Source organism: Kordia sp. (genome assembly GCF_050633145.1).
In the GTDB taxonomy this organism is placed as follows: Bacteria; Bacteroidota; Bacteroidia; order Flavobacteriales; family Flavobacteriaceae; genus Kordia.
In genome coordinates, this window is record NZ_JBOEFY010000015.1 from 162,176 (window position 1) to 186,531 (window position 24,356).

The window sequence follows — 24,356 nt, forward strand, 5'->3', positions numbered from 1 at the left end:
CTCAAAAAGTAATTAATTCTTCTTAGATATTTATATGAATACCTAAAAAAACTCCCAAAGATTATTTTGGGAGTTTTTCACTTTTGCTAATTCGGGAAAATTAATTAATGTGTAATACTTAAATTTTTAATTCGTACAATTCCGTTAGAACCTGTATAATTTACATTTTTAACAGATTGCAAATAGTTTCCAACTTTAAAGTAATTTCCTGAGGCATTTGTTCCTATAGCTTGAGAGAATATTTCATTAGAACCATCAAAAACTTTAACGACTCCATTATTATAAGAAATTTTAAATGTATAACTCGCACCTAATTGATAGCCATTATCAACAAACACACTACCATTCAATACTTCTTCTGTAATATAACCACTAATTTTTAGTCGCACACCACCAGACGATTGATCTCGATCACCATAAAACTGTAATCTAATTACATCATCTACCGTATTATTTGGTCCGTGAATTTGGGCAAAACACAACACACCATTATCCTGTTCTTGTACACTACCATTTACAATTTTTGCGCTCGCTGGTAACTTGTCAACTCTAACAGTAAACGTCATGGTATTGTTCCCTGAAGAACCGCTCCAATTGGCTAAGTTTCCATTGCTCATTTCTCGTAATTCTACTCTTGGATTCCCAGAAGTAGCAGATCCGCCTAAGCCTCTGTAACATTTAAAATAAGTCCATTCACCATCTGTGTAGAAATAATTTGGATCTTCGTATGTAGCAAAAGTCTCTCCAGTGGAAGACAAAACATTGTCTCTATATGTGGCTCCAGATCCTGGACTTCCAGTAAATCCGTTTAATTTCCAGTTATTTGAGCTAAGTCCTAAAACATCGCCTGGAGAATCACCATTTCCTCCTGGATCTGTAGTTCCACCTGCTCCATAAATTTCTGCTTCTGTAATACTATTCCATGCACTTGAAGAGTTTCCAAAACAAGAAATTCGGACATAACGCACATTTACTGCATTAAAAGTATAGGTTTCAAGATTATTAGTGTTTCCACTACTTCCCGTAGTTTTTTTATCGACAATGGTTTGCAAATTTGAAGTTGTAGTTCCTACTCTAATTTTAAAGTATGCTTTTCGTTGATTTCCTTTATAGAAAGCCAATTTTACAGATGATACAGATTTTACAGAACCCAAATCGTATGTAATATACTTTCCATTATATCCTTTTGACGACCATCTGGTTCCTAAATTACCATCTAAGGTATTCTGCGGAACATTTCCGTCATCTCCGTTAGCAGAGACACTATTTGGTATAATTTCTCCATTTTTAGCCTGTATTGGTAATTTTCCATTTTCAATAGCTTCTTCATCTATTATGATGACTTCATCAACAGAACATGAATAACATAAAAGAATACTCATAAACAGCATAAACCTTAGTGGTTTGTATGTCACACTTAAAAAAATTTGTTTCATTGTTTAGATTTTTGGTTAAAATTATTTGGTAAACCAATTTGGTTATCCAGATTGGTTTACCAATTATACAATGAATTATAATACTTTGAATAACGGAAAACCGTAAAAAAGATAAGGTTTAACCTAGATAACAATCTGTAAGTGTATCAATTAGAAAAATGAGACAAGTGCCTCAGAAATTATCAATAAGAAAAATAGATAGTTTCTTATCTGATAGAAATATTAAAAAGATAAGTGAGAAGATATTATACTAAGTATATGACTGCAATAGAAAACAGTATAACACCATAAATTAATGTAAAGGCTTTTCCTGAGATTTTACTCCCCATTTTTGCTCCGAAGAAATTTGCTATAAAATAGGTTCCGAAAAGAATTCCTACCAATTGCCAATCGACAGGGTTTTCAAAATTATATTTAATAAATGCTCCATAACTCACTGGTGGAATTAAGATTGCTAAACTCAGTGCGCGTGCATATTCTTTTTTTAATTTAAAAACTCCAATTAAAATTGGCACCATTAGTACACCTGCTCCAATTCCAAACATTCCGCCCAAAATTCCTGTACAAGCCGCCAAAATACCAATCCAATACACAGAAATATGTTCTTTGTCTGCTGCTTTAGCATTTTTCTTTAAGTACGATCTAAATTGCATCAACGCAATAATGATTAATAATACCGCGAAGTAATATTTTAAGTCCGTTTCTCCAATATAAAAAGCAAATACAGCTCCAAAATAGGAGAAAATACAATACGCTATAACGCCGACGACAATATTGAGCCACTGCTGTTTTACATATTTGTAAAGTGACATTACGCCTAATAAGCTCATAGGTCCTAACATCATGGTAAGTACACTTCCTTGTGCTGCCAATTGTGACATTCCGCAGTATAAAACTAGAAAAGATACTAAAAACGGGCCGCCACCAATTCCAGCGAATCCTCCAATATATCCAACAACTAAACCTAACACTACATAAATAAGTGGATCACACATGCAACAACATTTTGCCGCAATTTACTCGAAAAGTTTAGTTTTAAAAAAGAATAATACGCTAGAACTATTTTTAATTCTTCCTTACATGAAATTAGTGCAACTTACAGTATTGAATATGTCTTACTAACTTTTCAATAGTGAGTTTCACTAAAAAAACAACTCCAAACCGAGGTTTGGAGCTGTCCAACTGTAGTTAAATTAATTAAAATTAATACATGAAATAAGCAATCAATACATACGCTGAGGGATAAATTATAGTATCCAATTCTACCTAAATTAAAGTTGCAGACTTACTTTTCAAAAAATCTACTTATTCTTGGTCTGTTAGGCAATCATAGCTTTCTTAGTCAGTAAATCATGAACTTTTGAATTGCTCTATAAATAGTATCGTTTTAATAATTAAACTCCATACGAACATCAGTATATAACCACCTTATACTGGGCAAGTTCTAATAGTTTCAAGACATCTTCTTGGGTCTATTGTTTCTTCACCACATATAAATCCACAAGTGTATGCACAAGTATTTGCACAGGTGTTAGCACATGTTACATCCATCGTTGGAGGACAACAAGAATAACCATGACATGTATACGTTCCTCCTCCTTTAAGATGACGTTGCTCTAAGTGTGCAATTGTCGATTTTTTGATGTGTAAAAATGACTTTTTGATCTGTTTTTTCATAATGTTTACGGTTTTAATGATTTTTAAAATTACAATGTTACACTGGACACGTACGAAACGTCTCTGTGAATGTGCAAGATCGATAGGTAACTAAACAAAGAATTGGAATAAATGTTGGACATAAATGTGGTACCGCTGATCCTCCTTTTATCATATCAATTTTTTTGTCTGATAAACTTGCAATGTTAGATTTATTAATCTTTAACGTTTTTTCTATCTTTTTTTTCTTCATGATGATTAGTGTTTTTAATTTAATAATGCCTACTTATTTATTTTTCGGCATTTGTTTTTATTGTAAGTCTTAACAAGTAGTGTGTGGACACTGATAACAATTGGTATACAAAAGTGTAGCACAACCCTGTGTACAATCTTCTGTCTCACAATTCAATCGATCTTCAGATTCAAGTCCAATAGTTCCACCTTTTAATTGTGACGTCTTAAAATTTGAAATCACAGACTTATTTAAAGACAAACTTGAATTAAATTCTTGTTTTTTCATGATAAATAAATTATAGTAATGCCTACTCTACTAGTTTTTCGGCTTCCCCTTTTCTGAATAAATGGCCGTTTATTTCTATCCTAAAGTAAGTCAGAAAAGCCTGTAAAATATCCTAACCGATAAAGATTTACAAAATTATAGTCCTTCCAATTTTAAGAAAATGTGGCATCCTGTTTATACTCTTAGTTTATAGAGCTACGCAATTATTTTAAAAAAAATCAATGTACTTTTGTGCGTTTGGTATTCATATTGTATACACCTATAAAAACTAACATATAGCGTATGAAAAAATTAATACTCTCCATTAGTATCTCTTTATTTTTAATTGCCTGTGGAAGTGTAAAAAAAACACAAGAAGCTCTTAATACAGGAAATTATGATTTGGTAATTAATAATGCCATTAATCAATTAAAGAAGAATAAAACTCGAAAAAGGAAACAACAATACGTGCATTTGCTTGAAAGTGCATACGCAAAAGCTGTTGAACGAGATTTGTCTGAGATTCGATTCATACAAAAAGAAAGAAATCCGGAAAAGTTAGAAACGCTTTACAATCTGTATGTTGGACTAGACAATAGGCAGCAATTAATAAAACCATTGCTTCCATTGCCTATTTTAAAAGAAGGAAGAAATGCACGATTTACCTTAAATGATTATTCGGAAGAGATTATTGGCGCTAAAGATAAATTGACTGCACATTTATATGAAAAAGCTTCATTGTCAATGCTGCAAAATTCAGGCAATAAATATACATATCGAAAAACTTTTGACGATTTACGTTATATCGAAGAAATTTCACCTAACTATAAAAATGTGCGTCAATTAATGGAAGAAGCACATGCAAAAGGAACTGATTTTGTATTGGTTAACCTAAATAATATTACGAATAAAGTAATTCCAAAACGGTTAGAAGATGACTTGTTAAACTTTAATACGTATGGTTTAAATGATACTTGGACCGTGTATCATGGAAATGAAATTCCAGAAATAAACTACGATTTTGGGTTAATTCTAGATTTTAGAGACATTCAAGTATCTCCTGAACAAATTAGAGAAAAACAAGTGATTAAGGAAAAGCAAGTAAAAGATGGTTGGAAATATGCGCTCGATACGAATGGAAATGTATTAAAAGACAGTCTTGGAAATGATATTAAGGTTGATAAATTTAAAACAGTTCGTTGTGAACTCTATGAATTCACGCAGTTTAAAGCTGCTAAAGTAGATGGACAAGTACGGTATGTAAATTATAAAACACAGCAATTGATTGATGCTTTTCCACTGACTACCGAATTTATTTTTGAACATTCGTATGCAGATTTTGATGGTGACAGAAGAGCTTTAGACGACAGATATAGAGATTTAATTACTGTAAGAGCTGTTCCATTTCCTAGCAATGAACAAATGATTTATGATTCGGGAGAAGATTTAAAAGCACGACTCAAAGCCATTTTGACACGAAATAAATTTAGGCGTTGAGTTTAAAAAAAGGTAATCTAAAACACGGTATAAATTATTTATATCTAATAGAGCACAGTCGAGAAGTCTTAATTAAAAGATCTTTTCATAGAATCTCGACTGCGCTCGATTTGACATATTTATTCTAACAATCTAAAAGTGAAGCGCATATACCCATCTAAGTTAGTCTAAAATCAAGCACATTGACTTCTATAGGATTTGGGCGAAATACCCGTTTTTTTCCGAAACGCATTGTAAAAAGAGGTTCGGTTATTAAATCCTGCTGCATAGATAATTTCATTAATGTTCAATTTGTTTTTCTTATCCTCTAAAAGCTTGATGGCTTCATCAATCCGATAATTATTGACAAATTCAAAGAAATTTACCTGAAAATGCTCGTTAATTAATTGTGACGTATGATGTCGTGATAAGTTCAAACGTTCCGATAACACATCCAGCGTAAGCGAACTATTTAAATACAATTTATCAGACTCCATTAAGGAAATTAATCTTCTCTTCATTTCTGATGCAATAGAAGATGACAAACCGTTGTTCTGATATTTTATAAATGGAATTTTTAATGTACCCGAAAATATATTAGGCTGCATAAAACTAAAATAAGATACAATTCCAATAAAAAAGATCATCGCATATCCTATTAAATAATCGTTAGATGGTGTCATTAATCGTAAATTGGCCAGCATGAAATATGTAAAAAAGACCAATGCATATCCTGTAAAGCACATCCACAACGATTTTATCCAAATCCGTTGTCTTTCTGTTACTCTACTCTTTTCTTTCTTATACAAAAAGTAAATTTTTACAACATATACAAGCATCAATAACGTTACAACATCCACCATATACTGTCTAGGAATTGGCCACCAATTCACATATTCAGCATACGTATTGGTACTGTCAATTTGTTGCTTTAATTCAATTGGCAAAAAATAAAAGCTTCCAAAGACAAAAAATACCCAAACTAAAGGAATTGCGTGTCGCATATCGCGCCAAGTAAATGGGCTTTTTTTCAACACACGTTTCAAATAGATATACAACAAAGGTCCGTACGAAACCCAAGGTATAAAATTGGTAAACGACATATGCTCTATATAAGAACCTTCATAAGCAGACCAATATGCACAGTTAAACAGTTGATTGTAAGAAAATAATAATAAGAAAACGCCAAATATACTATTGGCTACTCGATCGCCTTTGCGCTTTAGAAAAAATAAAATTCCGAGTACAAAGGCTTGTATGGCGAATGCAAAAAACAGCATTATCCATATATTAATGGTAGTTTTCATTAGCAGTAAATTTTAAGAACGAATTTTGATTGAATGATGTGATTTCAATGTACGAAATAGACCTCAAAACTTATCTTAAAAAACTCTTAATTCTTACGCCAAAAAAGTTAAAAAAGAAAATTACACAAATTGCTCCAACGGAATAGCGTTGATTTGACTGTGAGATGCATGCCCAACTGTAACGCCATTTTTCACTAAAATTAGTTGTGGACTTTCGTGCCATACTTGGAAACGTGCTGCAATTTCTTGTGAAATTGGACGAAAACTCAATAAGTCTAAATAATACACTTTCATTTGGTTTTCTTCCAAATCGTATTGACTTTCAAATTGTTTGATAACCATGTTACTAATTCCACAACGTGTACTATGTTTAAAAATAGCAACTGGTTTCGTTTTCGATTCTTCTACAATTGTATCTAATTGCGACATTTCTGTCAATCGTGCCCATTGTAATTTTGAAGGCTCTGGAGCTTCAGAAGTATCAGAACTTCCAAATATTTTATTGAATATTCCCATAAGTATGTGTAAATTTAAAGTATCAGTCGTATCCAATTCAAAAAACTTGCGAAAATGTCAAAATGTCTTATAAACACACGCATTAACCGCCATTTTGTCTTCTATTTAGAATTGGAATAACAATTGCCAAATTACTATAAAATCACAGAATTAAACGCTATGAATTTTAATAATTATACTATAAAATCACAAGAAGCTGTACAACAAGCACAGCTCATTACACAAACATATGGACACCAACAGATTGAAAATGAACATCTTTTCAAAGCTATTATGGAAGTCGATGACAATGTATTGCCCTTTTTATTAAAGAAGCTCAATGTAAATGTTACACTGCTTTCGCAAATTTTGGAAAGTACTTTAAATAGTTTTTCAAAAGTAAGTGGCGGAAATATCATGTTATCACCAAGCGCAAGTAAAACGTTGACAGATGGGAATATTGTTGCCAAAGAAATGAATGACGAATTTGTTTCTACTTCACATTTAATACTGGCAGTTTTTAAATCGAATAGTAAAATATCTCAAATTTTAAAAGATCAAGGTGTTACTGAAAAAGCATTAAAAGCTGCCATTCAAGAATTGCGAAAAGGCGAACGTGTCACTTCTGCAAATGCGGAAGAAACTTATAATTCGCTCAACAAATATGCAAACAACTTAAATGAGTTGGCAGATAGTGGAAAACTCGATCCTGTTATTGGTAGAGATGAAGAAATCCGTAGAGTATTGCAGATTCTTTCTCGTAGAACCAAAAACAATCCGATTTTAGTCGGTGAACCTGGTGTTGGTAAAACCGCTATTGCGGAAGGACTAGCACACAGAATCATTCAAGGCGATGTTCCAGAAAATTTAAAAGACAAGCAAATCTATTCGCTCGATATGGGCGCATTGATTGCTGGTGCAAAATTTAAAGGTGAATTTGAAGAACGTCTCAAAGCTGTTATTAAAGAGGTAACTTCTGCAGATGGTGATATTGTCCTATTTATTGATGAAATTCACACACTTGTAGGCGCTGGTGGCGGACAAGGCGCAATGGATGCTGCAAACATCTTAAAACCTGCATTGGCACGTGGAGAACTAAGAGCAATTGGAGCAACGACTTTAGACGAATACCAAAAGTATTTTGAGCAAGACAAAGCTTTAGAACGTCGTTTTCAAAAGATTACAGTGAGTGAACCAGATACCGAAAGTGCGATTTCTATTTTGAGAGGAATCAAAGAAAAATACGAAACACATCACAAAGTTCGTATCAAAGATGAAGCAATAATTTCAGCGGTAGAACTTTCGCAACGCTATATTACGAATCGATTTTTGCCAGATAAAGCCATCGATTTAATTGATGAAGCTGCTTCGAAGTTGCGTATGGAAATCAATTCAAAACCTGAAGAATTGGACGTTTTAGACAGACGTATCATGCAATTAGAAATTGAAATTGAAGCCATAAAACGTGAAAATGATGAAGCAAAACTCAAATCGCTCAATGCGGAGTTGGCAAACATTAAAGAAGAACGCAATGAAATTTTTGCCAAATGGCAATCTGAAAAAGATGTGGTAGATCAAGTGCAAGGGACAAAAGAAGCTATTGAAAACTATCGCGCTGAAGCGGAACGTGCCGAACGCGAAGGAAACTATGGAAAAGTAGCAGAATTGCGTTATGGTAAAATCAAAGAAGCACAAACAAAATTAGATGCTTTACAACAAGAACTGGAAGCCCAAGAAGAAAATGCGTTAATCAAAGAAGAAGTAACCAACGAAGATATTGCGGAAGTTGTAGCTAAATGGACAGGAATTCCCGTAACAAAGATGCTACAAAGCGAACGTGAAAAGTTATTGCTGCTCGAAGAAGAATTACACAAACGCGTGGTTGGACAAGAAGAAGCAATTGTAGCAGTTTCAGATGCTGTTCGTAGAAGTCGCGCAGGATTGCAAGATGTCAATCGTCCAATTGGTTCGTTTCTATTTTTAGGAATGACAGGAGTTGGAAAAACAGAATTGGCAAAAGCACTTGCCTCCTATTTGTTTGATGACGAAAACGCCATGACACGAATTGATATGAGCGAATACCAAGAATCACATTCGGTGAGTAGATTGGTTGGTGCGCCTCCAGGATATGTAGGTTATGACGAAGGCGGGCAATTAACAGAAGCCGTACGACGCAGACCGTATTCAGTAGTTTTATTAGACGAAATTGAAAAAGCGCATCCAGATACCTTCAATATTTTATTGCAAGTGTTAGATGAAGGACGACTGACAGATAATAAAGGAAGAGTTGCCGATTTTAAAAACGCAATCATAATCATGACGTCAAATATGGGAAGTCATATTATTGAAGAAAAATTCAAGGCAATGCAGGATGTGTATAGCGCTACAGAAGCTGCAAAAGTTGAAGTATTAGGTTTGTTGAAGAAAACCGTTCGCCCAGAATTTCTAAACCGTATTGATGATATGGTGATGTTTACGCCATTATCGCAGAGTAATATTAAAGAAATTGTGCGTTTGCAATTGAAAAACGTAATTAAAATGCTGGAAAAACAGCAAATCACGTTAGATGCTACCGAAGAAGCAATTCAGTATTTAGCACAACAAGGATTTGATCCGCAATTTGGGGCGCGACCTGTAAAGCGTGTTATTCAGCGAAAAGTATTAAATCAGCTTTCTAAAGAAATTTTAAGCGGAAAAGTTACCGCAGACAGCATTATTCTGTTAGATGAATTCAATGATGAACTCGTTTTTAGAAATCAGACCGATTTAATCACAAAATCATAAATACATAATTGAGAGCAGCTAAGAAAAGCTGCTCTTGTTATTTCTTTTAAACACTTCAAAAAACTAAAGAATACGTTGAATACATATATAAAATATCTGATTTCCTTCCTTTTAGTCTTTGGACTGACGGTGAATGAATGTTCTATATATTCTCAGCCAAATTCTGCAGATTATCAACAGGTATCACATTTTAATGTCGAACAAAATTGTAATTCTAAGCATTCAGAATTACATGTTTATAAAACAGCTGTTTTTTCGGTAAAAGCGTTGCCTTTCGTATTTATTACGCATCGCAATCTACATGATGCCTATAGTGCAAAAGTTCAAACTATTTTAAAATTACGCGTTCTACTACACAAAAGAATACATTCAATAAAACAACAGCACATTTTTTCACATACAACAACTACATCAAGTAATCATTATTCAAGTTTACACATAGCCTAGAACTGGTTAACGCTTCTATGGCAACTATGCTCCTCAGGGCATAAAATGATAAAAAAAAGTCTAACCATTTATCATTATTAAAATGTATAAACAAAAGAATAAAGCTACTGTAGAGAAGTCCAACTTCCTATATTGGCTAAAAAGAAAAGTGATTTTAATTAGTGTAGCATTTATGCTTGGAATGTCTAATGCGATATATGAAGACGATAAGATGCTTGACGCAAATCAAAATTATACGGAACAAGAACAAAAGAAAGAGTAATATGGTGAGATTCTGAGTTTATTTAGCACGCTGATTTAAAAATTCAGAATCTCATTTCTCACCTTATCAATGTGGTAAATATTCACATCCAGCTTTTCCATTTCCATCATTACAATCATTTGGCGGACCGTATCCATCATCGCAACCAACGGCATACCACCAATTGTGTTTTGGATTTCTTAGCAACCAAAAAGAAATACGCTCATTTCCTTGAGGGCTTTGTCTAAACACTCTTAAAAAAGAAGCTGTATTTGTAGAAACTGCTATATGTGCTTTTTCTCCAGGAGCAACTACAATTCCATTACTTATTTGACCTGTTTTCAAATTCATTATTGTACCTCCATGGTTTATAAAAGTTAAGGAGCTATTCTTCCAATCACAAGAACCATTGGTTGTATTATAAACTGTTCCTGAAACCCAGCCTTCTGGAGCTTTTTTAGGCGCTGTTGGTTTAAAATTTGATGAATTATTGGTCGTTTCTACCGTAGTATTTGGTTTATTTTCTTCTTCTACAAATTTACCATCATCGTATACATAATGTAACTTATTCAGTTGATTCGCTTGAATTTTGATGCTTTTCTTTACTTCTTTTTCATGATTGTATTTATAGCTCAATTCAAGATCAAATGTTTCTATTAATAAATCTCGCTGTACCGTTTTAGAACTCGCAGTCATAGCATAGGCAACTACTTTACTTTCTTTATTCTTAAACTTATACATAAAATCAACAGGCTTTCCTTCTTTGTCAACAACCTTTAAATCGATTCTTCCGTAAGGATTCAAAGTAACAATACTGTCTTTCGTAGCATTTATAGAAAGGTTTGTAATTGTTGTGCCTTGACTTTTTATTCCATCTAAAGTATGACCATCATAAATTTTTATCGAGTAGAAATCTGGATATAATTTTAAAATAGACGCTTTGCTACTTGTGGAACCTGTATATAATTTCTTTTGATCTGATTCACGAACAATTTCTATATAGGTTGAACGTTTTTTTCCCAATCCATCATTCACCACAAATTGAATATTTCTTGCTTCTTTTTTACACTCTTCAATTCCTTTCCAAGCATCTTTTATACTAGTATTTGTATTTAATAAAATAGCTTTGTAATATAGTAATGCGTTCCCAAACTTGCGTTTTCCAATCTCTATAGACTTTCTTTTTTCCTTCTTTTGAACACCTTTACACCGCAAGTTTAAATCAAATAAACCATCATACCGAAGATTGATTTCTTTTCGAATTTGATCCAAAACATCTAATCGTTTTCTTTTAAGAATATATTTATCGTAATGCCCAGATTGTGTGTCTTGGTTTGGTTTTAATACTTTGTCTAACTCTTTTATGGCATCTCTCATTCCTTTTCGTTCATAGTCGGAATAAATATTTAATATCTGAGCTACTGCAGCTGTAATAGCAAAACCTCTTGAAATACGTGCTTTTTTAAGATCTGAAGGATTTAAACTTGCATCAACCTTATTGTATATTTCCACAGCTTGCACTAATAAGTCTAATCCAGTTTTTAATCCTGTGTAGATGTTAGCCCAATCATTAGACGTAGCTGAAGAAATCACATTGGCTCCACTATCATTTGTTATATGTTTGTACAAAGCATTTATTTGAGCTAGCAAAGCATCTACATCATTGATGACTTGTAAAAACTTTTGAATTCCCTTTTTAGAAATATGATTGCCTGCCTTGAAAACACTTGCGCCAGAAGCCAAATCTAACAAAAATGAAGATGCTCCTGCCCAGGCATCTTTGAATCGTAAATTTGTAGTCAATGCCCATTTTAAGTTTTCATTCTTATAGGTTTGATCTAAATATAAAAACCATTGCTCTTTTGATATATTTTTACTCGCATCAAGCGCTAGATAATATTGTCGTACATCTTCTCTTAAATTGAATAAAGCATTATAATACACATTTATTCTTTCGCAATCAGCTTCTGAGCAACCTTCATTTACAAAAGGCGCCGTTTTCAAATTGGTCAATAACGAGTTTAAATCAGCAACTGAAATATAGAATTTTTCATCTAAAGACGTTTTTGTTGGCTGTGCGATTACATAATTAATTGTAAGTATAAAAACTGCAAAGAATAAAACTTGTTTCTTCATAATATTGAACACTAGTTATACTTGAAGATACATATTTAATTAACCAATCAACTGACAATCAACACAAAAACATCTAAAAACGGTTTTATTGTAGAAAAAATAGTAAAAACAATAGAGGAAATAATATCGTTTTATAAATGAAAAAAGAGCAGCCTTTAAAAAGCTGCTCTTAATGTTTACTAACAAAAGACAGGAAAAGTTTCCATATCTCCTGAACTACAAGATTCATAAGTAAAACGCTATCTGAGAGGCTTTATTTTATTGAGAAAAGTTAAAGTTTTGCGAATTGTGTCTTTAATCTAATGCTAGAATATTTAGTTAACTAAAAACGATAATAGAATTTATTCTTACTTTTAATATAAAATAAAAACATGCGTGAATTCATGACAAGAATAGATTTCCTCCTGCACAGAAATGACAAACTGAAAATCTAGACTTCAATACGAAATACTAACTTCTCAATACTTATTATTTTGATTCTAGCTAAGATTCCTATAGTTTTAGCGATATAATCATTCAAAAGAACAATTTAAAATGAAAAATAATTTTCCGATTTTGGAATCTGAAAGAGTCATTTTGAGGCAATTTGTAGCTTCAGATTTAGAAAATGTTTTCAAAGGACTTTCGCATCCTGATATTATAAAATATTACGGAATTAGTTTCGATAGCCTGGAAGCAACCAAAGAACAAATGGAATGGTTTGCCGATTTAGAAAAAAATGGAACTGGAATTTGGTGGGCAGTTTGTTCTAAAACTGATGGTACATTTATAGGTGCTGGCGGTTTAAACAATTTAAGCAAAGAAAATAGAAAAGCAGAAATTGGATTTTGGCTATTGCCAGAAAGTTGGGGAAAAGGTTTTATGACAGAAACGATGCCATTGATATTCAATTATGCTTTTGATACGATCGGATTGCATAGAATTGAAGGTTTTGTTGAGACTAAAAATATAAACTGCAAAAAAGCACTTGCAAAACTAAAATTTAACTTAGAAGGAACTATGAAAGACTGTGAAGTGAAAAATGGCGCGTTTATTAGTGTAGACATTTATTCAAAATTTGCAGAGAAATAGTTTCTTACATTTGATTGAAGCTATCATTATTTATACTTGAAACTACATGTTATCTAAAACCATCATGAAAACGATTCTTTTTTCACTCTCTTTTATCGTATGTGTGAGCTGTGCTGTTTCTCAAGAAAAGAAATCACTCTTAAAAGAAGAAGTATTATTAAAAGAATCAACTGAATATGTAAAAAAAATAGACAGTTTAATCAGTCTCTCTAACGACATGGAGTATAGTACAAAGTATGTAACGCAGCGTATATCAGAAGGTACTATAACACTCTCTGATAGTTTAAAAACAGCACTAGGGTCAGGTTCTTTTAATGAGGATACATATACAAATCAAGAAACTGATGAAATCGTAAAAATCAGATACAGTACCAATCTCAATTATAATAAGTATTCAATTAGTAAAGATGGTCTCGCTTATGAGCGTGAAGAAATTACTATCTATTACAAAAAGGAAAAAGCTTATGTCATCTTTTATAGCAATCGCAAACGCGATGAAAAAGATGCAACATCCAATATAAAACATCGTTTTCAAGTTACTAAAGAAGGAAACATCAAGGACTATTCTCCTGACGAGGATAAGAATAAAACAGCAAAATTTGTTTTAAGGTTCAGTAAAAGACTTATTGAAGACAAATAATAATATCTAAAAAAAATACTATGCTAAAAAGAATAATCATATGTACATTTTTAATTTTCAGCATTTTTATGAATGCTCAAAACGAAAAACCAGATAGAGCACCTTTTACATTAACTGTGGCGGTAGATACTGTAAATTACTACCAACAAGAAGTTCCTAAATCACCCTATTTTGTAAAAGAGAAAGTTCTTCAAATTTATCCTTCTGAAAAACTTTTTATTGAAGCAGAAGTAAAAGCAGATTCCATTTATTCCATGAAGGTAGTTAAAGAAAATTTGAACCCTGAAAAAACAATAACACTTGAATTTATTCAAAATGTTGAAGGAAAAAGTCATGCTGGAATGATGCTAACTGTAAAAAATCCTTTTGAAAAAAGATTAACTTATGAAGCTTTAATGTACATAAACGGTGGATCTAAATGGATTTCAACAAGCATTATTCCTATACGACCTAAGTTAATGAATTTTGAAATGTGGAATGATATTATATTGTCATTGGTACTTGTTGAATGGAAACTTGAATAATACTGTCACATACTACCTAGCATTTCTCGATAGCTCAGCTGAGTTTATCGAAGTACACCAAATCACAGATTTGTCACTCGAAATAACGTTAGAAATTCTAAAATCTCAATACTCACTTCTCAATACTCAATACTCAATACTAACTACCAACTACCTACTACTAAACCAATCCCAGTGCTTTGTTAGAAGCTGCAAGTTCTGTATCAAACAACTCTTTATTCAATTCTTGTTTCCAAAAAGGAACTAACGCGGCTAATATTTTTTTTCCGTGATCGGAATGTACTTCTTCTGGAAACGCAATTTCTAAAACTTCCAACATGATTTGCACTGCTGTAGATGCGCCAGGCGACGCGCCTAACAATGCGGTAATACTTCCGTCTTTGCTATGAACGACTTCGGTTCCAAATTGCAATCTTCCACCTTCAAATTCATCTTTCTTAATGATCTGTACACGTTGTCCAGCAACCATTAATTCCCAATCTTCATTTTTAGCATCTTTTACAAACTTTCGCAAATCATCCATACGATCGTCATGTGACATTAGTACTTGTTTTATTAAATATCCTGTTAAAGGCATATTGTGCCAAAACGCACCAAACATTGCTGGTATATTGTCAAACTTGATCGATTTAAACAAATCTAATCGTGAACCTTCTTTTAGAAATTTCGGACTAAATCCTGCAAAAGGACCAAACAACAATTCGCGTTTTCCGTTAATATAACGTGTATCTAAATGCGGCGTTGACATTGGCGGATCGCCAACACCAGCTTTGCTATAAACTTTTCCTAAATGCTTTTGAATAATTTCTTCATTTTTACACACCAACCATTCGCCACTTACAGGAAATCCACCATAGCCATCTTTTTCATCAATCTCAACTTTTTGGAGCAATAACAAACTTCCGCCACCAGCGCCAATAAACACATGTTTTGCATCCAAATGCTGAACTTCTTTCGTTTCTGTATGTTGAACTTTTACAGACCATTCTACTTCATCATCTGGATCAATATCCAATACATTTTGATTGCACTGTACTTTTGTATCGTATTTATTTTCAAGGATTTCGAATAACTTTCGAGTCAAACTTCCATAGTTTACGCCAGTTCCACGCTCAATCTTTGTAGCTGCTAAAACCTCTTCTTCTCCTCTATCTTTTGCTATTAAAGGAAACCATTCGAGCATTTTTTGAACATCTTCGGTGAATTCCATCGATTCAAACATAAAATGATCTTTCAATGCTTCATATCGTTTCTTCAAATATGTTGCGTTTTCTTCTCCAGTTACCCAACTATAATGTGGCATTTTTTGAATGAATTCTGATGGGTTTTCAAGAAAATCATGATTCACTAAATACGACCAAAATTGCTTTGAAATTTCAAACTGTTTACAAATTTTCAACGCTTTGGTAATGTCTATTGAACCATCTTCTTTTTCTGGTGTATAATTCAATTCACATAAGGCAGAATGTCCTGTACCTGCATTATTCCAAGCGGCAGAACTCTCTAAAGCAACATCGTCCAAGCGCTCTAAAATCAATACTTTTAATTTTGGTTGTACCAGTTTTACCAATAATGCTAAAGAAGCACTCATAATTCCGCCACCAACACAAATAAGATCATAATCTGTATTGACATTTATCGTTTGAGAAGTCATTCGTTAATTTTTTTCTAAAGTAAAGAATCAAACTATAAAAATCAAATACCTCGGAACAAATCCACGAGGCAAGCTTTTGGAGTATTACATTTCGATTATCGAATAAAAAAAAGCAATAAAAAAGATAGAAGCATATATAAAATACACTCCTATCTCCCTTCAACTAACTCAAAATTTATAATTATATAGTAGGATATAATTCAACACTAATTATTAATCGTACCTGCACAAGTGTCTGGTGTACAACTTATGCCTGGATCTGTGAAACAAGCATCAACTTTCACTGTTTGACAATTTTGATACGGACACGTTTCTGTATACGGACAAGTATCTGTAAATGCACAAGGTCGACCAATTGTATGTGGTAGCGTATCTGCTGCATTTGCAGTTCCGCCTTTTACTGCTCTGGCATAAAAAGAAGCAACATTACTTTTTCCTAAGCGTAATTTTACATGTAAGTTCTTTTTCTTCATAGTTGCTGTTTTTAAAGTTGACAAGTATTCATCGAATTTCCACAACCATCAGGTGTACAACTTATAATTGGATCTGTGTAACAAGCATCTTCACGTATTGTGATACAATGCATAGGACATGTTTCTTTATCTGAGCATATATCGGAAGGTTGACATACATCCGGTTCTATTGTGATCGGTGGACTATATATTCCTCCTTTTATCGTTTTAGTGTCAAAAGAAGCGACTTTACTCTTTCTTAAACACAGTTTCATATTCAAATTCTTTTTCTTCATGTTCTATATTTAAAAATTAATAATTCAAATTGAATCTCAGCAATACACATCATTTTCAAGAAAAATTACCTAAACTCGTATAGGTTTACAATTATCAAATTTAGGATCTGTACATGAACATGTTTCAATTGGGCACAAACTGTTATGGGTTAATGGGTCGTCTGTATTAGCATTAACTGCTCCTCCTATGAGTTTTTTAGCATCTAAAGCAGCGACTATTTTTTTTCTCAATGCCAACTTTATAGTTAAATTTCTTTTTTTCATGATTCATTATTTAAGTTAAATGCACATAAATTTACTAACAATCAAACACTTACCAATACACAGAAACTATACTTCCACTACGTTTTTACTATAAAAACACTTTTTATACCGATCGGTATATTTTTTTGATTATATTTGACCTATGATTGGAAAAGCTGAAAAAACTGCTGCTTTTATAGTAGAAACTGTCGCGCCCATTTTTAACAAGAATGGCTATGCGGCTACAAGCATTTCAGATATTACCAAGGCAACAGGTTTGACAAAAGGTGCCATTTACGGAAATTTTAAAAACAAAGAAGAACTTGCCATTGCTTCGTTTAAATTTATGGTGAAAAGTTTGATGAAAGAGATTGTAAAACACATGGATAAAAGCAATTCTCCTATTGAAAAGCTTTTTTTAATCTCCGATTTTTATCGCAATTATTATTTGTACACCAACAAAATGGGCGGTTGTCCAATCTTAAATGTCGGCGTGGACGCGAACAATCAAAATACATTATTATTACAAAAAGTACGCACCATTATTCAACGGATTCAAGATCAACTAGCAACCATTATTGAAGACGGAATTGAACAAGGAGAAATAAGTACTGAAGTCAATGCCATGTATGTTGCAAAACGGATTGACACCATGATTCAAGGCGCCATTTTTATGGCATACACCATGGATGATGATTTTTATATAAAAGATACGATGAATCAAATTGACAAAATGATTGATACGGAATTAAGAGCATAAAACTATTTTTTTAACCAGAAATATACCGATTGGTATATTTTAAAATAACTCAATATGAAACAATTACCAAAAATTTTAACCAGTAAAACCAAAATTAGATTCCAAGATTGCGATCCATTAAATCACCTCAACAATAGTAAATACCTAGATTATTTGATTAATGCAAGAGAAGATCAACTCATTGAACATTACAACTTGGATATCTTTGAAAATGCTAAAAAAACTGGAACTACTTGGGTTGTTGGTTCGCATCAAATTGCCTACGTCCGTCCTGCAAATGTGATGGAAATCGTTGCCATTGATTCACAATTACTTCACTATGGTAAAAAGCAATTATTGGTAGAAATTCGTATGTACAATGAATCTAAAACAGAACTAAAAGCAGTGCTTTGGAGTTCGTTTGTGCATTTTAATGTCTTAAATGGAAAAGCACACGAACACAATGAGAATTTTATAAATTTATTTGAAAGCGTTGTATTGCCAGTTACAGAAGCTAATTTTAACGAACGTGTTAAAAATTTACGAATGGCAATGGTTTCTTGATATTTATCAGTTTTGGCAGCTAGCTTTTTAAGTATCTTTACAGCAAAACTGAAAGTTTCATGAATATTAATCGGTATATCGATCATACACTCCTAAAACCCACGGCGACTACTACAGACATACAACAACTCTGTGCGGAAGCTGTGGAATATAACTTTTTCTCCGTTTGCGTGAATAGCTGCCATGTACAATTGGCTACGGAATTTCTATCAAAAAGTACTACTGTAAATGTATGCAGTGTTATAGGTTTTCCGCTTGGCGCGATGAGTTCGGAAGCAAAAATTGCAGAACTACAACAAGCAAAACTCGATGGTGCAGATGAGTTTGATATGGTCATCAATATTGGCTGGCTCAAATCTGGAAAAGAAAATGCAGTTGAAGCAGAAATCAAGCAATTAAAAGATGCAGCGGGCAATGCTGTTTTAAAAGTCATCATTGAAACCTGTTACTTATCGGATGAAGAAATTACTAAAGCTTCCAAACTGGCTATTAACGCTGGAGCCGATTTTGTAAAAACATCTACAGGTTTTGGAACTGGCGGCGCTACTTTAGAAGCGATTGATCTTATGAGAAAAGCCGTAAACGGAAAAGCTAAATTAAAAGCTTCTGGCGGTATTCGCGATTATAAAACTGCAAAAGAATATATAGACGCTGGTGTTTCACGTATTGGGACTTCCAACGGAATTGCGATTGTTACTGGAACTTCATCACAAAACAACTATTAATTATGAGCGTACACATCAATGCAAAAAAAGGTGATATAGCACCAACTGTTTTACTTCCTGGCGATCCTGTACGTGCCAAATGGATTGCAGAAACATTTTTAGAAAACCCTGTATTATACAACGATGTTCGTGGAATGTTCGGTTATACCGGAACTTATAAAGGAAAACCTGTTTCTGTACAAGGAACTGGAATGGGCGCACCATCAATAGGTATTTATGCACACGAATTAATCAATGAATACGATGTACAAAAGCTCATTCGAGTAGGAAGCGCTGGTTCGTATCAAAAAGAAGTGCAAATTCGTGATATTGTCGTGGCGATGTCTGCTTCTTCAAACAGTAGCATGAATAGTCTTTCTTTTCAGGGAGAAAACTTTGCGCCAACCGCTAGTGCGGAATTATTTATGGATGCACTTATTGCTGCCAAAGAAAAAAACATTCCTGTAAAAGCTGGAAACATTTTAACAAGCGATATTTTTTATCAAGAAGATCCTGATTATTATAAAAAATGGGCAAAATATGGCGTTTTATGTGTAGAAATGGAAACTTCTGCCTTATATACAATTGCTGCGCGTTTTCAAGTAAAAGCATTATCTTTACTCACAATATCGGATAGTTTGGTTACACATGAAACTACAACTTCCGATGAACGAGCGCAGACTTTCAAAGAAATGATCGAAATTGCACTCGCTATTAGTTAATCAAAAAACACACATACCAAATGAAAAAAAATATCTTATTTGTACTGAGCTTGTTCTTGGTCGTAAATTGTTTTGCACAAGAAGAGAAAGAAAGTAAGAAATCTACAGATACCGAAACTTCTGTCTATTATTTAATTCGTCACGCAGAAAAAGATCGTTCTGATAAAAGCAATAAAAATCCTGATTTAACAAAGCAAGGTCATAACAGAGCTGCGTATTGGGCAGATGTATTTAAAAAAGTGCCTTTTGACGCCGTATATTCTACAGAATACAATAGAACACAGCAAACGGCAAAGCCAACAGCAGATGCGCATGAATTAGAAATAACTTCTTATCATCCTTTTAAGATTAAAATGGATGCTTTTCTAAAAAAGACAAAAGGGAAAACTGTATTAATCGTCGGACATAGCAATACTACACCAGCCTTTGTAAATAGACTGATTCAAAAAGAAGACTATGAATCTATTGCAGATGACAATAATGGAAACTTATACATTGTTACCATTTCTGGGGAATCTAAAACTGTACAATTATTGACGGTTAATTAATTCTCACATCTACATAATACTATAGAAAACGCCGCTTTACAGCGGCGTTTTCAGTTCCATAACATACAAACTACTAAAACTTCATTCCTATACCAAACCCTATTATTAGTGGGTTTATATCTACATCTGCGCCAACTGTAGCTCCTAGTGCTGTTGTTGCATTTACAGTAGCATCTGTTTGAAGTAATATCTTTTTAACATCTAAATTCAAAAACCAAGTATCATTTAAGGCATAATCAAATCCTGCTTGAAAAGCAAAACCAATACTATTGTCATAATCTACATCATTTGCAATTGGACCTTCATCTGCTCCATAAAAAATGGTATAATTTAACCCTGCTCCAACATAGGGTTTAAAATCGCCCATCGGATAATGATATTGAACTGTTATTGTTGGTGGCAATAACCAAACATCACCTAAATCGATATTTCCTACGGCGGTATTAATGGCCTCAACATCATGATTGGTTGTTGCTAAAATTAATTCTGCTGCCCAGTTTTTTGTAAAGAAATAAGTAAAATCTAATTCTGGAACATACGCTGTAGAAATTGAAACATCACCTCCAATAGCTTCAATCGTAGCGCTTTCACTTGGAATTACAGAAATAAAACGCGCACGTACTTGCCACTTTTTATCTACATCTTGATCTTGTTGTTTTACATCTTCTTGTGCTGTTAGTTGAAAGAAACCTAACATTAAAAAAACACCGAATACTGCTTTTTTCATAAGTCTATTATTTAATATTATGATACAAATGTATGTTTGACTTTCTCTAAGAAAAATGACAAAAGTCATAGAATATTGAAAGATATTATTATGAATTATAAAAGCTTAGACACCGATATACTTGCGATTCTAATAAATGTTAGTAACTTTGGCAATTCATGCAAAAAAACATCAACATACAAAACAAGAAGGCGCGCTTTCAATACGAAATCTTAGATAAGTATACAGCGGGAATTGTTCTCACCGGAACGGAAATTAAATCCATTCGGTTGAGCAAAGCTTCTATTGCCGAAAGTTTCTGCGAATTCAATGAACGCGGCGAACTTTTTGTAGTCAATATGTATATTGAAGAATACGCTTTTGGAACGCATTACAATCACCAACCAAGAAGCACACGTAAACTTTTACTAAACAAAAAAGAATTGCGTGGTTTAAACAAACAAGTTAAAAACTCTGGATTGACCATTGTTCCTTTACGCTTATTCTTAAACGAAAAAGGCTTGGCAAAACTTTCTATTGCCTTAGCTAAAGGTAAAAAGATTCACGATAAACGAGAAACTATGAAAGATCGCGACAACAAGCGTGAACTAGATCGTGTTAAGAAAAACTTCCGTTAGGTTTCTACTTTTTACTATATACATCATGTTGCCATAACACGATTTTAGTAAAGAAAATAAGAGGAAGCTATAATAAACAAAGTTCCAGCTATTTACTGAATTAGTTATGATAACAGAAATTCCTGTTTTACATACGTTACAGAACATAGTTATAATATTATAAGCATAAAGGAGGTTAGCAGCTAAGTGTCGCAATATCGCGGAATGTAGAAACGTAAACTGAAGTGAATACGAATGATCTTTGTGAAACCTGAAATGCTAAACGCAGGCGAAATTCAAAAATCAAACCCGTTTTAAAGAAGAATTTGCGAAGTGTTTGTGTAGAGTTTAAGTGAGATGTAGAATGACTAAAAATACATTCTGTAAAACTATAGAATTTGATCGAAGCAAAATGTTTATTACTTGATCATAAGGTTTTATAATTTTTTCAATACACTCTATTTTTATAAATTAAATAAAAATTAAAAGAGAAATATAATGATGTAGTTGTAATTGCCTTTTTTTTACACTTTTAGTAAGTCTTATAAATATAAAAAATAATCCTAAATGAAAAAACACTACACTTTTAAATGGAAAAAAATAGTTACTCTGCCTATGATCCTATTTTCTTGGTTTTCTACTCAGGCGTATGACTATTGTAATCCCGTAGATAGAAGTTATAATGCATCGGCAGAAGTAAATAGTTTAGAACATATTTCTTTCAATCCAGTTTGTCATAGTACTCCAGTGGTTTTAAGTACTCCGACCCTTAATTCTCCCACATCCAATTCCTCTAATGCTAATGATATTTTTGTAGATTTCACATTACCCTTAAATGCAATGCCAGGAAGCGTAACGTTAACATTTACAGGGTCATTTACAGTCGTCGTCACGTTTGATAACAGCTTTGAAAGTGCAGGGCAACACAGTACAACTCTTGATGGTTCTGATATCATGAACAATCCTTTTGTTGCCTCTAGTAATTCTTTTGTTTTGCCGGACGATACCTATTCTGTGCAATTAGCGTATTTAGATACAACAGGGAACTCCTTTCTTAGTGATATCAATACTAATATTACTTATGATTCCGTTACCTTACCTCCGGTACTTATTAGTCCCTCGGATAATGCTTCAACGACACCTGGTAGTTCTCTAATAGACTTACAATTTACAATTCCAGAAACACCACTTGCAGGAACTGTTAAATTAACATTTACTGATGCAAGTAATAATGATATTGTTTTAACACTATTGGATATAACGTCTTTTAGTGGAAACATTGACGGATTGAATTTTGCATCAACTCCAGAAATTCTTATCGCTAGTTCAAACAGTTTAGCAGATGGCATTTACGATATAACCCTAGAATATCAAGATTCCGTTGGTAATTCCATAGCTACCGATACAGTAACAGGATTCTCTTTTGACACCGTTACTTTATCCAATGACACATTTCAATTTAATAATTTCACTATTCTTCCAAACCCTACCTCCTCAAAAATAGTTATCAGTACAAAAGAAAATATAAAAAATATTTCACTTATTTCCAGTATAGGATTCCAATTTCATATCAAAATAGATCATATCATTAATGAAAAATATTCTGTAGATATGAGTAATTTGAGTAATGGAGTGTACTTTGTGGTTATAGAAACTGACTCAACATATTATACCAAGAAAATAATCAAAAAATAAATGTAATTTATGTTTAATTAAAAAAGCAGAATTGTTAAAAATACGTTCTCTAACAATGGGTATATTGCATAGCTTCCTAACGTCAGCTACGACAACATACCTGTGACGTTGTGTGTAAGTCGAATAAATAAGCTATGTGTGAATTAAAAAACAAATTTTTACTTTGTAGTTGTCAAGATGGTGAACTAAAAGAAAATAATGTTAGTTGGATATTATTTCGTCGCAAAGAAAAGAAAAAAAGAGGTCTTTGCAATAATTCCGAACCAATAACCAGAATATTAGGACAACGAGAACTACCTAGTAACGACTTAATTGAATCTGGATATAAAGAACAATATTATAAAAACCTAAAGGCATTCTATGAAGAAGAGAAAAGAAAAAAAGAATTAGAAGATACTATAAAAGAATCTGAAGGTTATATAAAAACAACGGCTTATATTCTTACCGAACTAAATACTCGAAATTGTTTTGACAAGAACATTGAAATAATGGAAAAAGATATTCTATCAATAAAATTAAATTCTGAATTAGGTCTTTGGGCGGAATTTATATTCAGAAAGCAATCTTGGAGAATAGCAAAGTTTAGTTTGGAAGAGAAAAAGTATTTAACAATTATAAAAGGAGAAATAAAACCTACACACAACAATGACTATAGGTAATTGCCGGTTCTCGTCTACTTATGAAAATCCTCGCATATTTTCTAT

Annotated in this window: 26 protein-coding genes; 13 read left to right on the forward strand and 13 right to left on the reverse strand. The window is 32.9% G+C overall.

Annotated elements, in window-relative coordinates; genetic code table 11:
• Positions 1 to 104: 104 nt before the first annotated feature.
• The 5 genes from ACRBBL_RS08085 to ACRBBL_RS08105 form a co-directional block, all read right to left on the reverse strand.
• Positions 105 to 1,436, reverse strand: coding sequence for a polysaccharide lyase family 7 protein (locus tag ACRBBL_RS08085; RefSeq protein ID WP_431368522.1), 1,332 nt, complete (start codon positions 1,434 to 1,436; stop codon positions 105 to 107).
• Positions 1,437 to 1,681: 245 nt separating this feature from the next.
• Positions 1,682 to 2,431, reverse strand: a complete 750-nt coding sequence (locus tag ACRBBL_RS08090; protein ID WP_431368523.1) for a sulfite exporter TauE/SafE family protein — start codon at positions 2,429 to 2,431, stop codon at positions 1,682 to 1,684.
• Positions 2,432 to 2,864: 433 nt separating this feature from the next.
• A complete protein-coding gene (locus tag ACRBBL_RS08095) occupies positions 2,865 to 3,113 on the reverse strand; it encodes a hypothetical protein (protein ID WP_431368524.1) in 249 nt (82 codons plus the stop codon).
• Positions 3,114 to 3,150: 37 nt separating this feature from the next.
• Entirely contained in the window at positions 3,151 to 3,345 is a 195-nt protein-coding gene (locus ACRBBL_RS08100) for a class I lanthipeptide (protein WP_431368525.1), read from the reverse strand.
• A gap of 69 nt (positions 3,346 to 3,414) precedes the next feature.
• On the reverse strand, positions 3,415 to 3,612 hold the full coding sequence (locus tag ACRBBL_RS08105; RefSeq protein WP_431368526.1) for a class I lanthipeptide: 198 nt from the start codon (positions 3,610 to 3,612) through the stop codon (positions 3,415 to 3,417).
• 282 nt (positions 3,613 to 3,894) lie between these two features.
• On the opposite strand from ACRBBL_RS08105, the gene ACRBBL_RS08110 reads away from it, so the two are divergent.
• Positions 3,895 to 5,088: a hypothetical protein gene (locus ACRBBL_RS08110; RefSeq protein WP_431368527.1), complete on the forward strand. Its 1,194-nt coding sequence runs from the start codon at positions 3,895 to 3,897 to the stop codon at positions 5,086 to 5,088.
• Between the two features lie 173 nt (positions 5,089 to 5,261).
• Here the strand turns inward: ACRBBL_RS08110 and ACRBBL_RS08115 are convergent, their stop codons facing one another.
• Both ACRBBL_RS08115 and ytxJ read right to left on the reverse strand, forming a co-directional pair.
• Positions 5,262 to 6,374, reverse strand: coding sequence for a helix-turn-helix domain-containing protein (locus ACRBBL_RS08115; protein ID WP_431368528.1), 1,113 nt, complete (start codon positions 6,372 to 6,374; stop codon positions 5,262 to 5,264).
• 120 nt (positions 6,375 to 6,494) lie between these two features.
• On the reverse strand, positions 6,495 to 6,890 hold the full coding sequence (gene ytxJ / locus ACRBBL_RS08120) for a bacillithiol system redox-active protein YtxJ (RefSeq protein WP_431368529.1): 396 nt from the start codon (positions 6,888 to 6,890) through the stop codon (positions 6,495 to 6,497).
• A 159-nt stretch (positions 6,891 to 7,049) separates the two neighbouring features.
• On the opposite strand from ytxJ, the gene clpB reads away from it, so the two are divergent.
• The gene (gene clpB / locus ACRBBL_RS08125) at positions 7,050 to 9,653 is read left to right on the forward strand and encodes an ATP-dependent chaperone ClpB (protein ID WP_431368530.1); all 2,604 of its coding nucleotides are present in this window, start codon (positions 7,050 to 7,052) and stop codon (positions 9,651 to 9,653) included.
• 775 nt (positions 9,654 to 10,428) lie between these two features.
• Here clpB and ACRBBL_RS08130 read toward each other — a convergent pair.
• Positions 10,429 to 12,477, reverse strand: coding sequence for a hypothetical protein (locus ACRBBL_RS08130; RefSeq protein WP_431368531.1), 2,049 nt, complete (start codon positions 12,475 to 12,477; stop codon positions 10,429 to 10,431).
• Positions 12,478 to 13,011: 534 nt separating this feature from the next.
• Between ACRBBL_RS08130 and ACRBBL_RS08135 the strand changes: the two genes are divergently transcribed.
• From ACRBBL_RS08135 to ACRBBL_RS08145, 3 genes are all read left to right on the forward strand, one after another.
• Positions 13,012 to 13,548, forward strand: coding sequence for a GNAT family N-acetyltransferase (locus ACRBBL_RS08135; protein ID WP_431368532.1), 537 nt, complete (start codon positions 13,012 to 13,014; stop codon positions 13,546 to 13,548).
• 64 nt (positions 13,549 to 13,612) lie between these two features.
• On the forward strand, positions 13,613 to 14,188 hold the full coding sequence (locus ACRBBL_RS08140) for a hypothetical protein (RefSeq protein WP_431368533.1): 576 nt from the start codon (positions 13,613 to 13,615) through the stop codon (positions 14,186 to 14,188).
• Between the two features lie 20 nt (positions 14,189 to 14,208).
• Positions 14,209 to 14,712: a hypothetical protein gene (locus ACRBBL_RS08145; protein ID WP_431368534.1), complete on the forward strand. Its 504-nt coding sequence runs from the start codon at positions 14,209 to 14,211 to the stop codon at positions 14,710 to 14,712.
• Between the two features lie 160 nt (positions 14,713 to 14,872).
• Here the strand turns inward: ACRBBL_RS08145 and mqo are convergent, their stop codons facing one another.
• From mqo to ACRBBL_RS08165, 4 genes are all read right to left on the reverse strand, one after another.
• Positions 14,873 to 16,366, reverse strand: coding sequence for a malate dehydrogenase (quinone) (gene mqo, locus ACRBBL_RS08150; protein ID WP_431368535.1), 1,494 nt, complete (start codon positions 16,364 to 16,366; stop codon positions 14,873 to 14,875).
• A 206-nt stretch (positions 16,367 to 16,572) separates the two neighbouring features.
• A complete protein-coding gene (locus tag ACRBBL_RS08155; RefSeq protein ID WP_431368536.1) occupies positions 16,573 to 16,839 on the reverse strand; it encodes a hypothetical protein in 267 nt (88 codons plus the stop codon).
• A gap of 11 nt (positions 16,840 to 16,850) precedes the next feature.
• Complete coding sequence (locus ACRBBL_RS08160; RefSeq protein WP_431368537.1) at positions 16,851 to 17,114, reverse strand: hypothetical protein; 264 nt, start codon at positions 17,112 to 17,114, stop codon at positions 16,851 to 16,853.
• Between the two features lie 69 nt (positions 17,115 to 17,183).
• Positions 17,184 to 17,378 (reverse strand): hypothetical protein, encoded by a 195-nt coding sequence (locus ACRBBL_RS08165; RefSeq protein ID WP_431368538.1) that lies wholly within the window; start codon positions 17,376 to 17,378, stop codon positions 17,184 to 17,186.
• A gap of 142 nt (positions 17,379 to 17,520) precedes the next feature.
• On the opposite strand from ACRBBL_RS08165, the gene ACRBBL_RS08170 reads away from it, so the two are divergent.
• Genes ACRBBL_RS08170 through ACRBBL_RS08190 form a run of 5 tightly spaced genes read left to right on the forward strand, consistent with a single transcriptional unit; the run spans position 17,521 to position 20,634 of the window.
• Positions 17,521 to 18,117 (forward strand): TetR/AcrR family transcriptional regulator, encoded by a 597-nt coding sequence (locus tag ACRBBL_RS08170; protein ID WP_431368539.1) that lies wholly within the window; start codon positions 17,521 to 17,523, stop codon positions 18,115 to 18,117.
• A 54-nt stretch (positions 18,118 to 18,171) separates the two neighbouring features.
• Entirely contained in the window at positions 18,172 to 18,660 is a 489-nt protein-coding gene (locus tag ACRBBL_RS08175; protein ID WP_431368540.1) for an acyl-CoA thioesterase, read from the forward strand.
• 59 nt (positions 18,661 to 18,719) lie between these two features.
• Positions 18,720 to 19,385, forward strand: a complete 666-nt coding sequence (gene deoC, locus ACRBBL_RS08180) for a deoxyribose-phosphate aldolase (RefSeq protein ID WP_431368541.1) — start codon at positions 18,720 to 18,722, stop codon at positions 19,383 to 19,385.
• A gap of 2 nt (positions 19,386 to 19,387) precedes the next feature.
• Positions 19,388 to 20,086, forward strand: coding sequence for a purine-nucleoside phosphorylase (gene deoD, locus ACRBBL_RS08185; protein ID WP_431368542.1), 699 nt, complete (start codon positions 19,388 to 19,390; stop codon positions 20,084 to 20,086).
• A 20-nt stretch (positions 20,087 to 20,106) separates the two neighbouring features.
• On the forward strand, positions 20,107 to 20,634 hold the full coding sequence (locus ACRBBL_RS08190) for a SixA phosphatase family protein (protein WP_431368543.1): 528 nt from the start codon (positions 20,107 to 20,109) through the stop codon (positions 20,632 to 20,634).
• 73 nt (positions 20,635 to 20,707) lie between these two features.
• Here ACRBBL_RS08190 and ACRBBL_RS08195 read toward each other — a convergent pair whose 3' ends face one another.
• Positions 20,708 to 21,361, reverse strand: a complete 654-nt coding sequence (locus ACRBBL_RS08195; RefSeq protein WP_431368544.1) for an OmpW/AlkL family protein — start codon at positions 21,359 to 21,361, stop codon at positions 20,708 to 20,710.
• A 158-nt stretch (positions 21,362 to 21,519) separates the two neighbouring features.
• Between ACRBBL_RS08195 and smpB the strand changes: the two genes are divergently transcribed.
• The 3 genes from smpB to ACRBBL_RS08210 all read left to right on the forward strand — a co-directional run bounded on the left by smpB (position 21,520) and on the right by ACRBBL_RS08210 (position 24,311).
• Positions 21,520 to 21,978: an SsrA-binding protein SmpB gene (gene smpB, locus ACRBBL_RS08200; protein ID WP_431368545.1), complete on the forward strand. Its 459-nt coding sequence runs from the start codon at positions 21,520 to 21,522 to the stop codon at positions 21,976 to 21,978.
• A gap of 546 nt (positions 21,979 to 22,524) precedes the next feature.
• Positions 22,525 to 23,652: a T9SS type A sorting domain-containing protein gene (locus ACRBBL_RS08205; RefSeq protein WP_431368546.1), complete on the forward strand. Its 1,128-nt coding sequence runs from the start codon at positions 22,525 to 22,527 to the stop codon at positions 23,650 to 23,652.
• 134 nt (positions 23,653 to 23,786) lie between these two features.
• A complete protein-coding gene (locus tag ACRBBL_RS08210; protein ID WP_431368547.1) occupies positions 23,787 to 24,311 on the forward strand; it encodes a hypothetical protein in 525 nt (174 codons plus the stop codon).
• Positions 24,312 to 24,356: the final 45 nt, after the last annotated feature.

Bases quoted from the DNA above. Each gene is read 5' to 3' on its own strand.
- ACRBBL_RS08095 (WP_431368524.1), bottom strand. From the start codon at position 3,113: ATGAAAAAACAGATCAAAAAGTCATTTTTACACATCAAAAAATCGACA.
- ACRBBL_RS08140 (WP_431368533.1), top strand. From the start codon at position 13,613: ATGAAAACGATTCTTTTTTCACTCTCTTTTATCGTATGTGTGAGCTGT.
- smpB (WP_431368545.1), top strand. From the start codon at position 21,520: ATGCAAAAAAACATCAACATACAAAACAAGAAGGCGCGCTTTCAATAC.
- mqo (WP_431368535.1), bottom strand. From the start codon at position 16,366: ATGACTTCTCAAACGATAAATGTCAATACAGATTATGATCTTATTTGT.
- ACRBBL_RS08210 (WP_431368547.1), top strand. From the start codon at position 23,787: ATGTGTGAATTAAAAAACAAATTTTTACTTTGTAGTTGTCAAGATGGT.
- ytxJ (WP_431368529.1), bottom strand. From the start codon at position 6,890: ATGGGAATATTCAATAAAATATTTGGAAGTTCTGATACTTCTGAAGCT.
- ACRBBL_RS08165 (WP_431368538.1), bottom strand. From the start codon at position 17,378: ATGAAAAAAAGAAATTTAACTATAAAGTTGGCATTGAGAAAAAAAATA.
- ACRBBL_RS08190 (WP_431368543.1), top strand. From the start codon at position 20,107: ATGAAAAAAAATATCTTATTTGTACTGAGCTTGTTCTTGGTCGTAAAT.
- ACRBBL_RS08175 (WP_431368540.1), top strand. From the start codon at position 18,172: ATGAAACAATTACCAAAAATTTTAACCAGTAAAACCAAAATTAGATTC.
- ACRBBL_RS08110 (WP_431368527.1), top strand. From the start codon at position 3,895: ATGAAAAAATTAATACTCTCCATTAGTATCTCTTTATTTTTAATTGCC.
- ACRBBL_RS08115 (WP_431368528.1), bottom strand. From the start codon at position 6,374: ATGAAAACTACCATTAATATATGGATAATGCTGTTTTTTGCATTCGCC.
- deoD (WP_431368542.1), top strand. From the start codon at position 19,388: ATGAGCGTACACATCAATGCAAAAAAAGGTGATATAGCACCAACTGTT.
- ACRBBL_RS08205 (WP_431368546.1), top strand. From the start codon at position 22,525: ATGAAAAAACACTACACTTTTAAATGGAAAAAAATAGTTACTCTGCCT.
- ACRBBL_RS08100 (WP_431368525.1), bottom strand. From the start codon at position 3,345: ATGAAGAAAAAAAAGATAGAAAAAACGTTAAAGATTAATAAATCTAAC.
- ACRBBL_RS08105 (WP_431368526.1), bottom strand. From the start codon at position 3,612: ATGAAAAAACAAGAATTTAATTCAAGTTTGTCTTTAAATAAGTCTGTG.
- ACRBBL_RS08195 (WP_431368544.1), bottom strand. From the start codon at position 21,361: ATGAAAAAAGCAGTATTCGGTGTTTTTTTAATGTTAGGTTTCTTTCAA.
- ACRBBL_RS08170 (WP_431368539.1), top strand. From the start codon at position 17,521: ATGATTGGAAAAGCTGAAAAAACTGCTGCTTTTATAGTAGAAACTGTC.
- ACRBBL_RS08090 (WP_431368523.1), bottom strand. From the start codon at position 2,431: ATGTGTGATCCACTTATTTATGTAGTGTTAGGTTTAGTTGTTGGATAT.
- ACRBBL_RS08160 (WP_431368537.1), bottom strand. From the start codon at position 17,114: ATGAAGAAAAAGAATTTGAATATGAAACTGTGTTTAAGAAAGAGTAAA.
- ACRBBL_RS08155 (WP_431368536.1), bottom strand. From the start codon at position 16,839: ATGAAGAAAAAGAACTTACATGTAAAATTACGCTTAGGAAAAAGTAAT.
- ACRBBL_RS08130 (WP_431368531.1), bottom strand. From the start codon at position 12,477: ATGAAGAAACAAGTTTTATTCTTTGCAGTTTTTATACTTACAATTAAT.
- ACRBBL_RS08145 (WP_431368534.1), top strand. From the start codon at position 14,209: ATGCTAAAAAGAATAATCATATGTACATTTTTAATTTTCAGCATTTTT.
- ACRBBL_RS08085 (WP_431368522.1), bottom strand. From the start codon at position 1,436: ATGAAACAAATTTTTTTAAGTGTGACATACAAACCACTAAGGTTTATG.
- deoC (WP_431368541.1), top strand. From the start codon at position 18,720: ATGAATATTAATCGGTATATCGATCATACACTCCTAAAACCCACGGCG.
- clpB (WP_431368530.1), top strand. From the start codon at position 7,050: ATGAATTTTAATAATTATACTATAAAATCACAAGAAGCTGTACAACAA.
- ACRBBL_RS08135 (WP_431368532.1), top strand. From the start codon at position 13,012: ATGAAAAATAATTTTCCGATTTTGGAATCTGAAAGAGTCATTTTGAGG.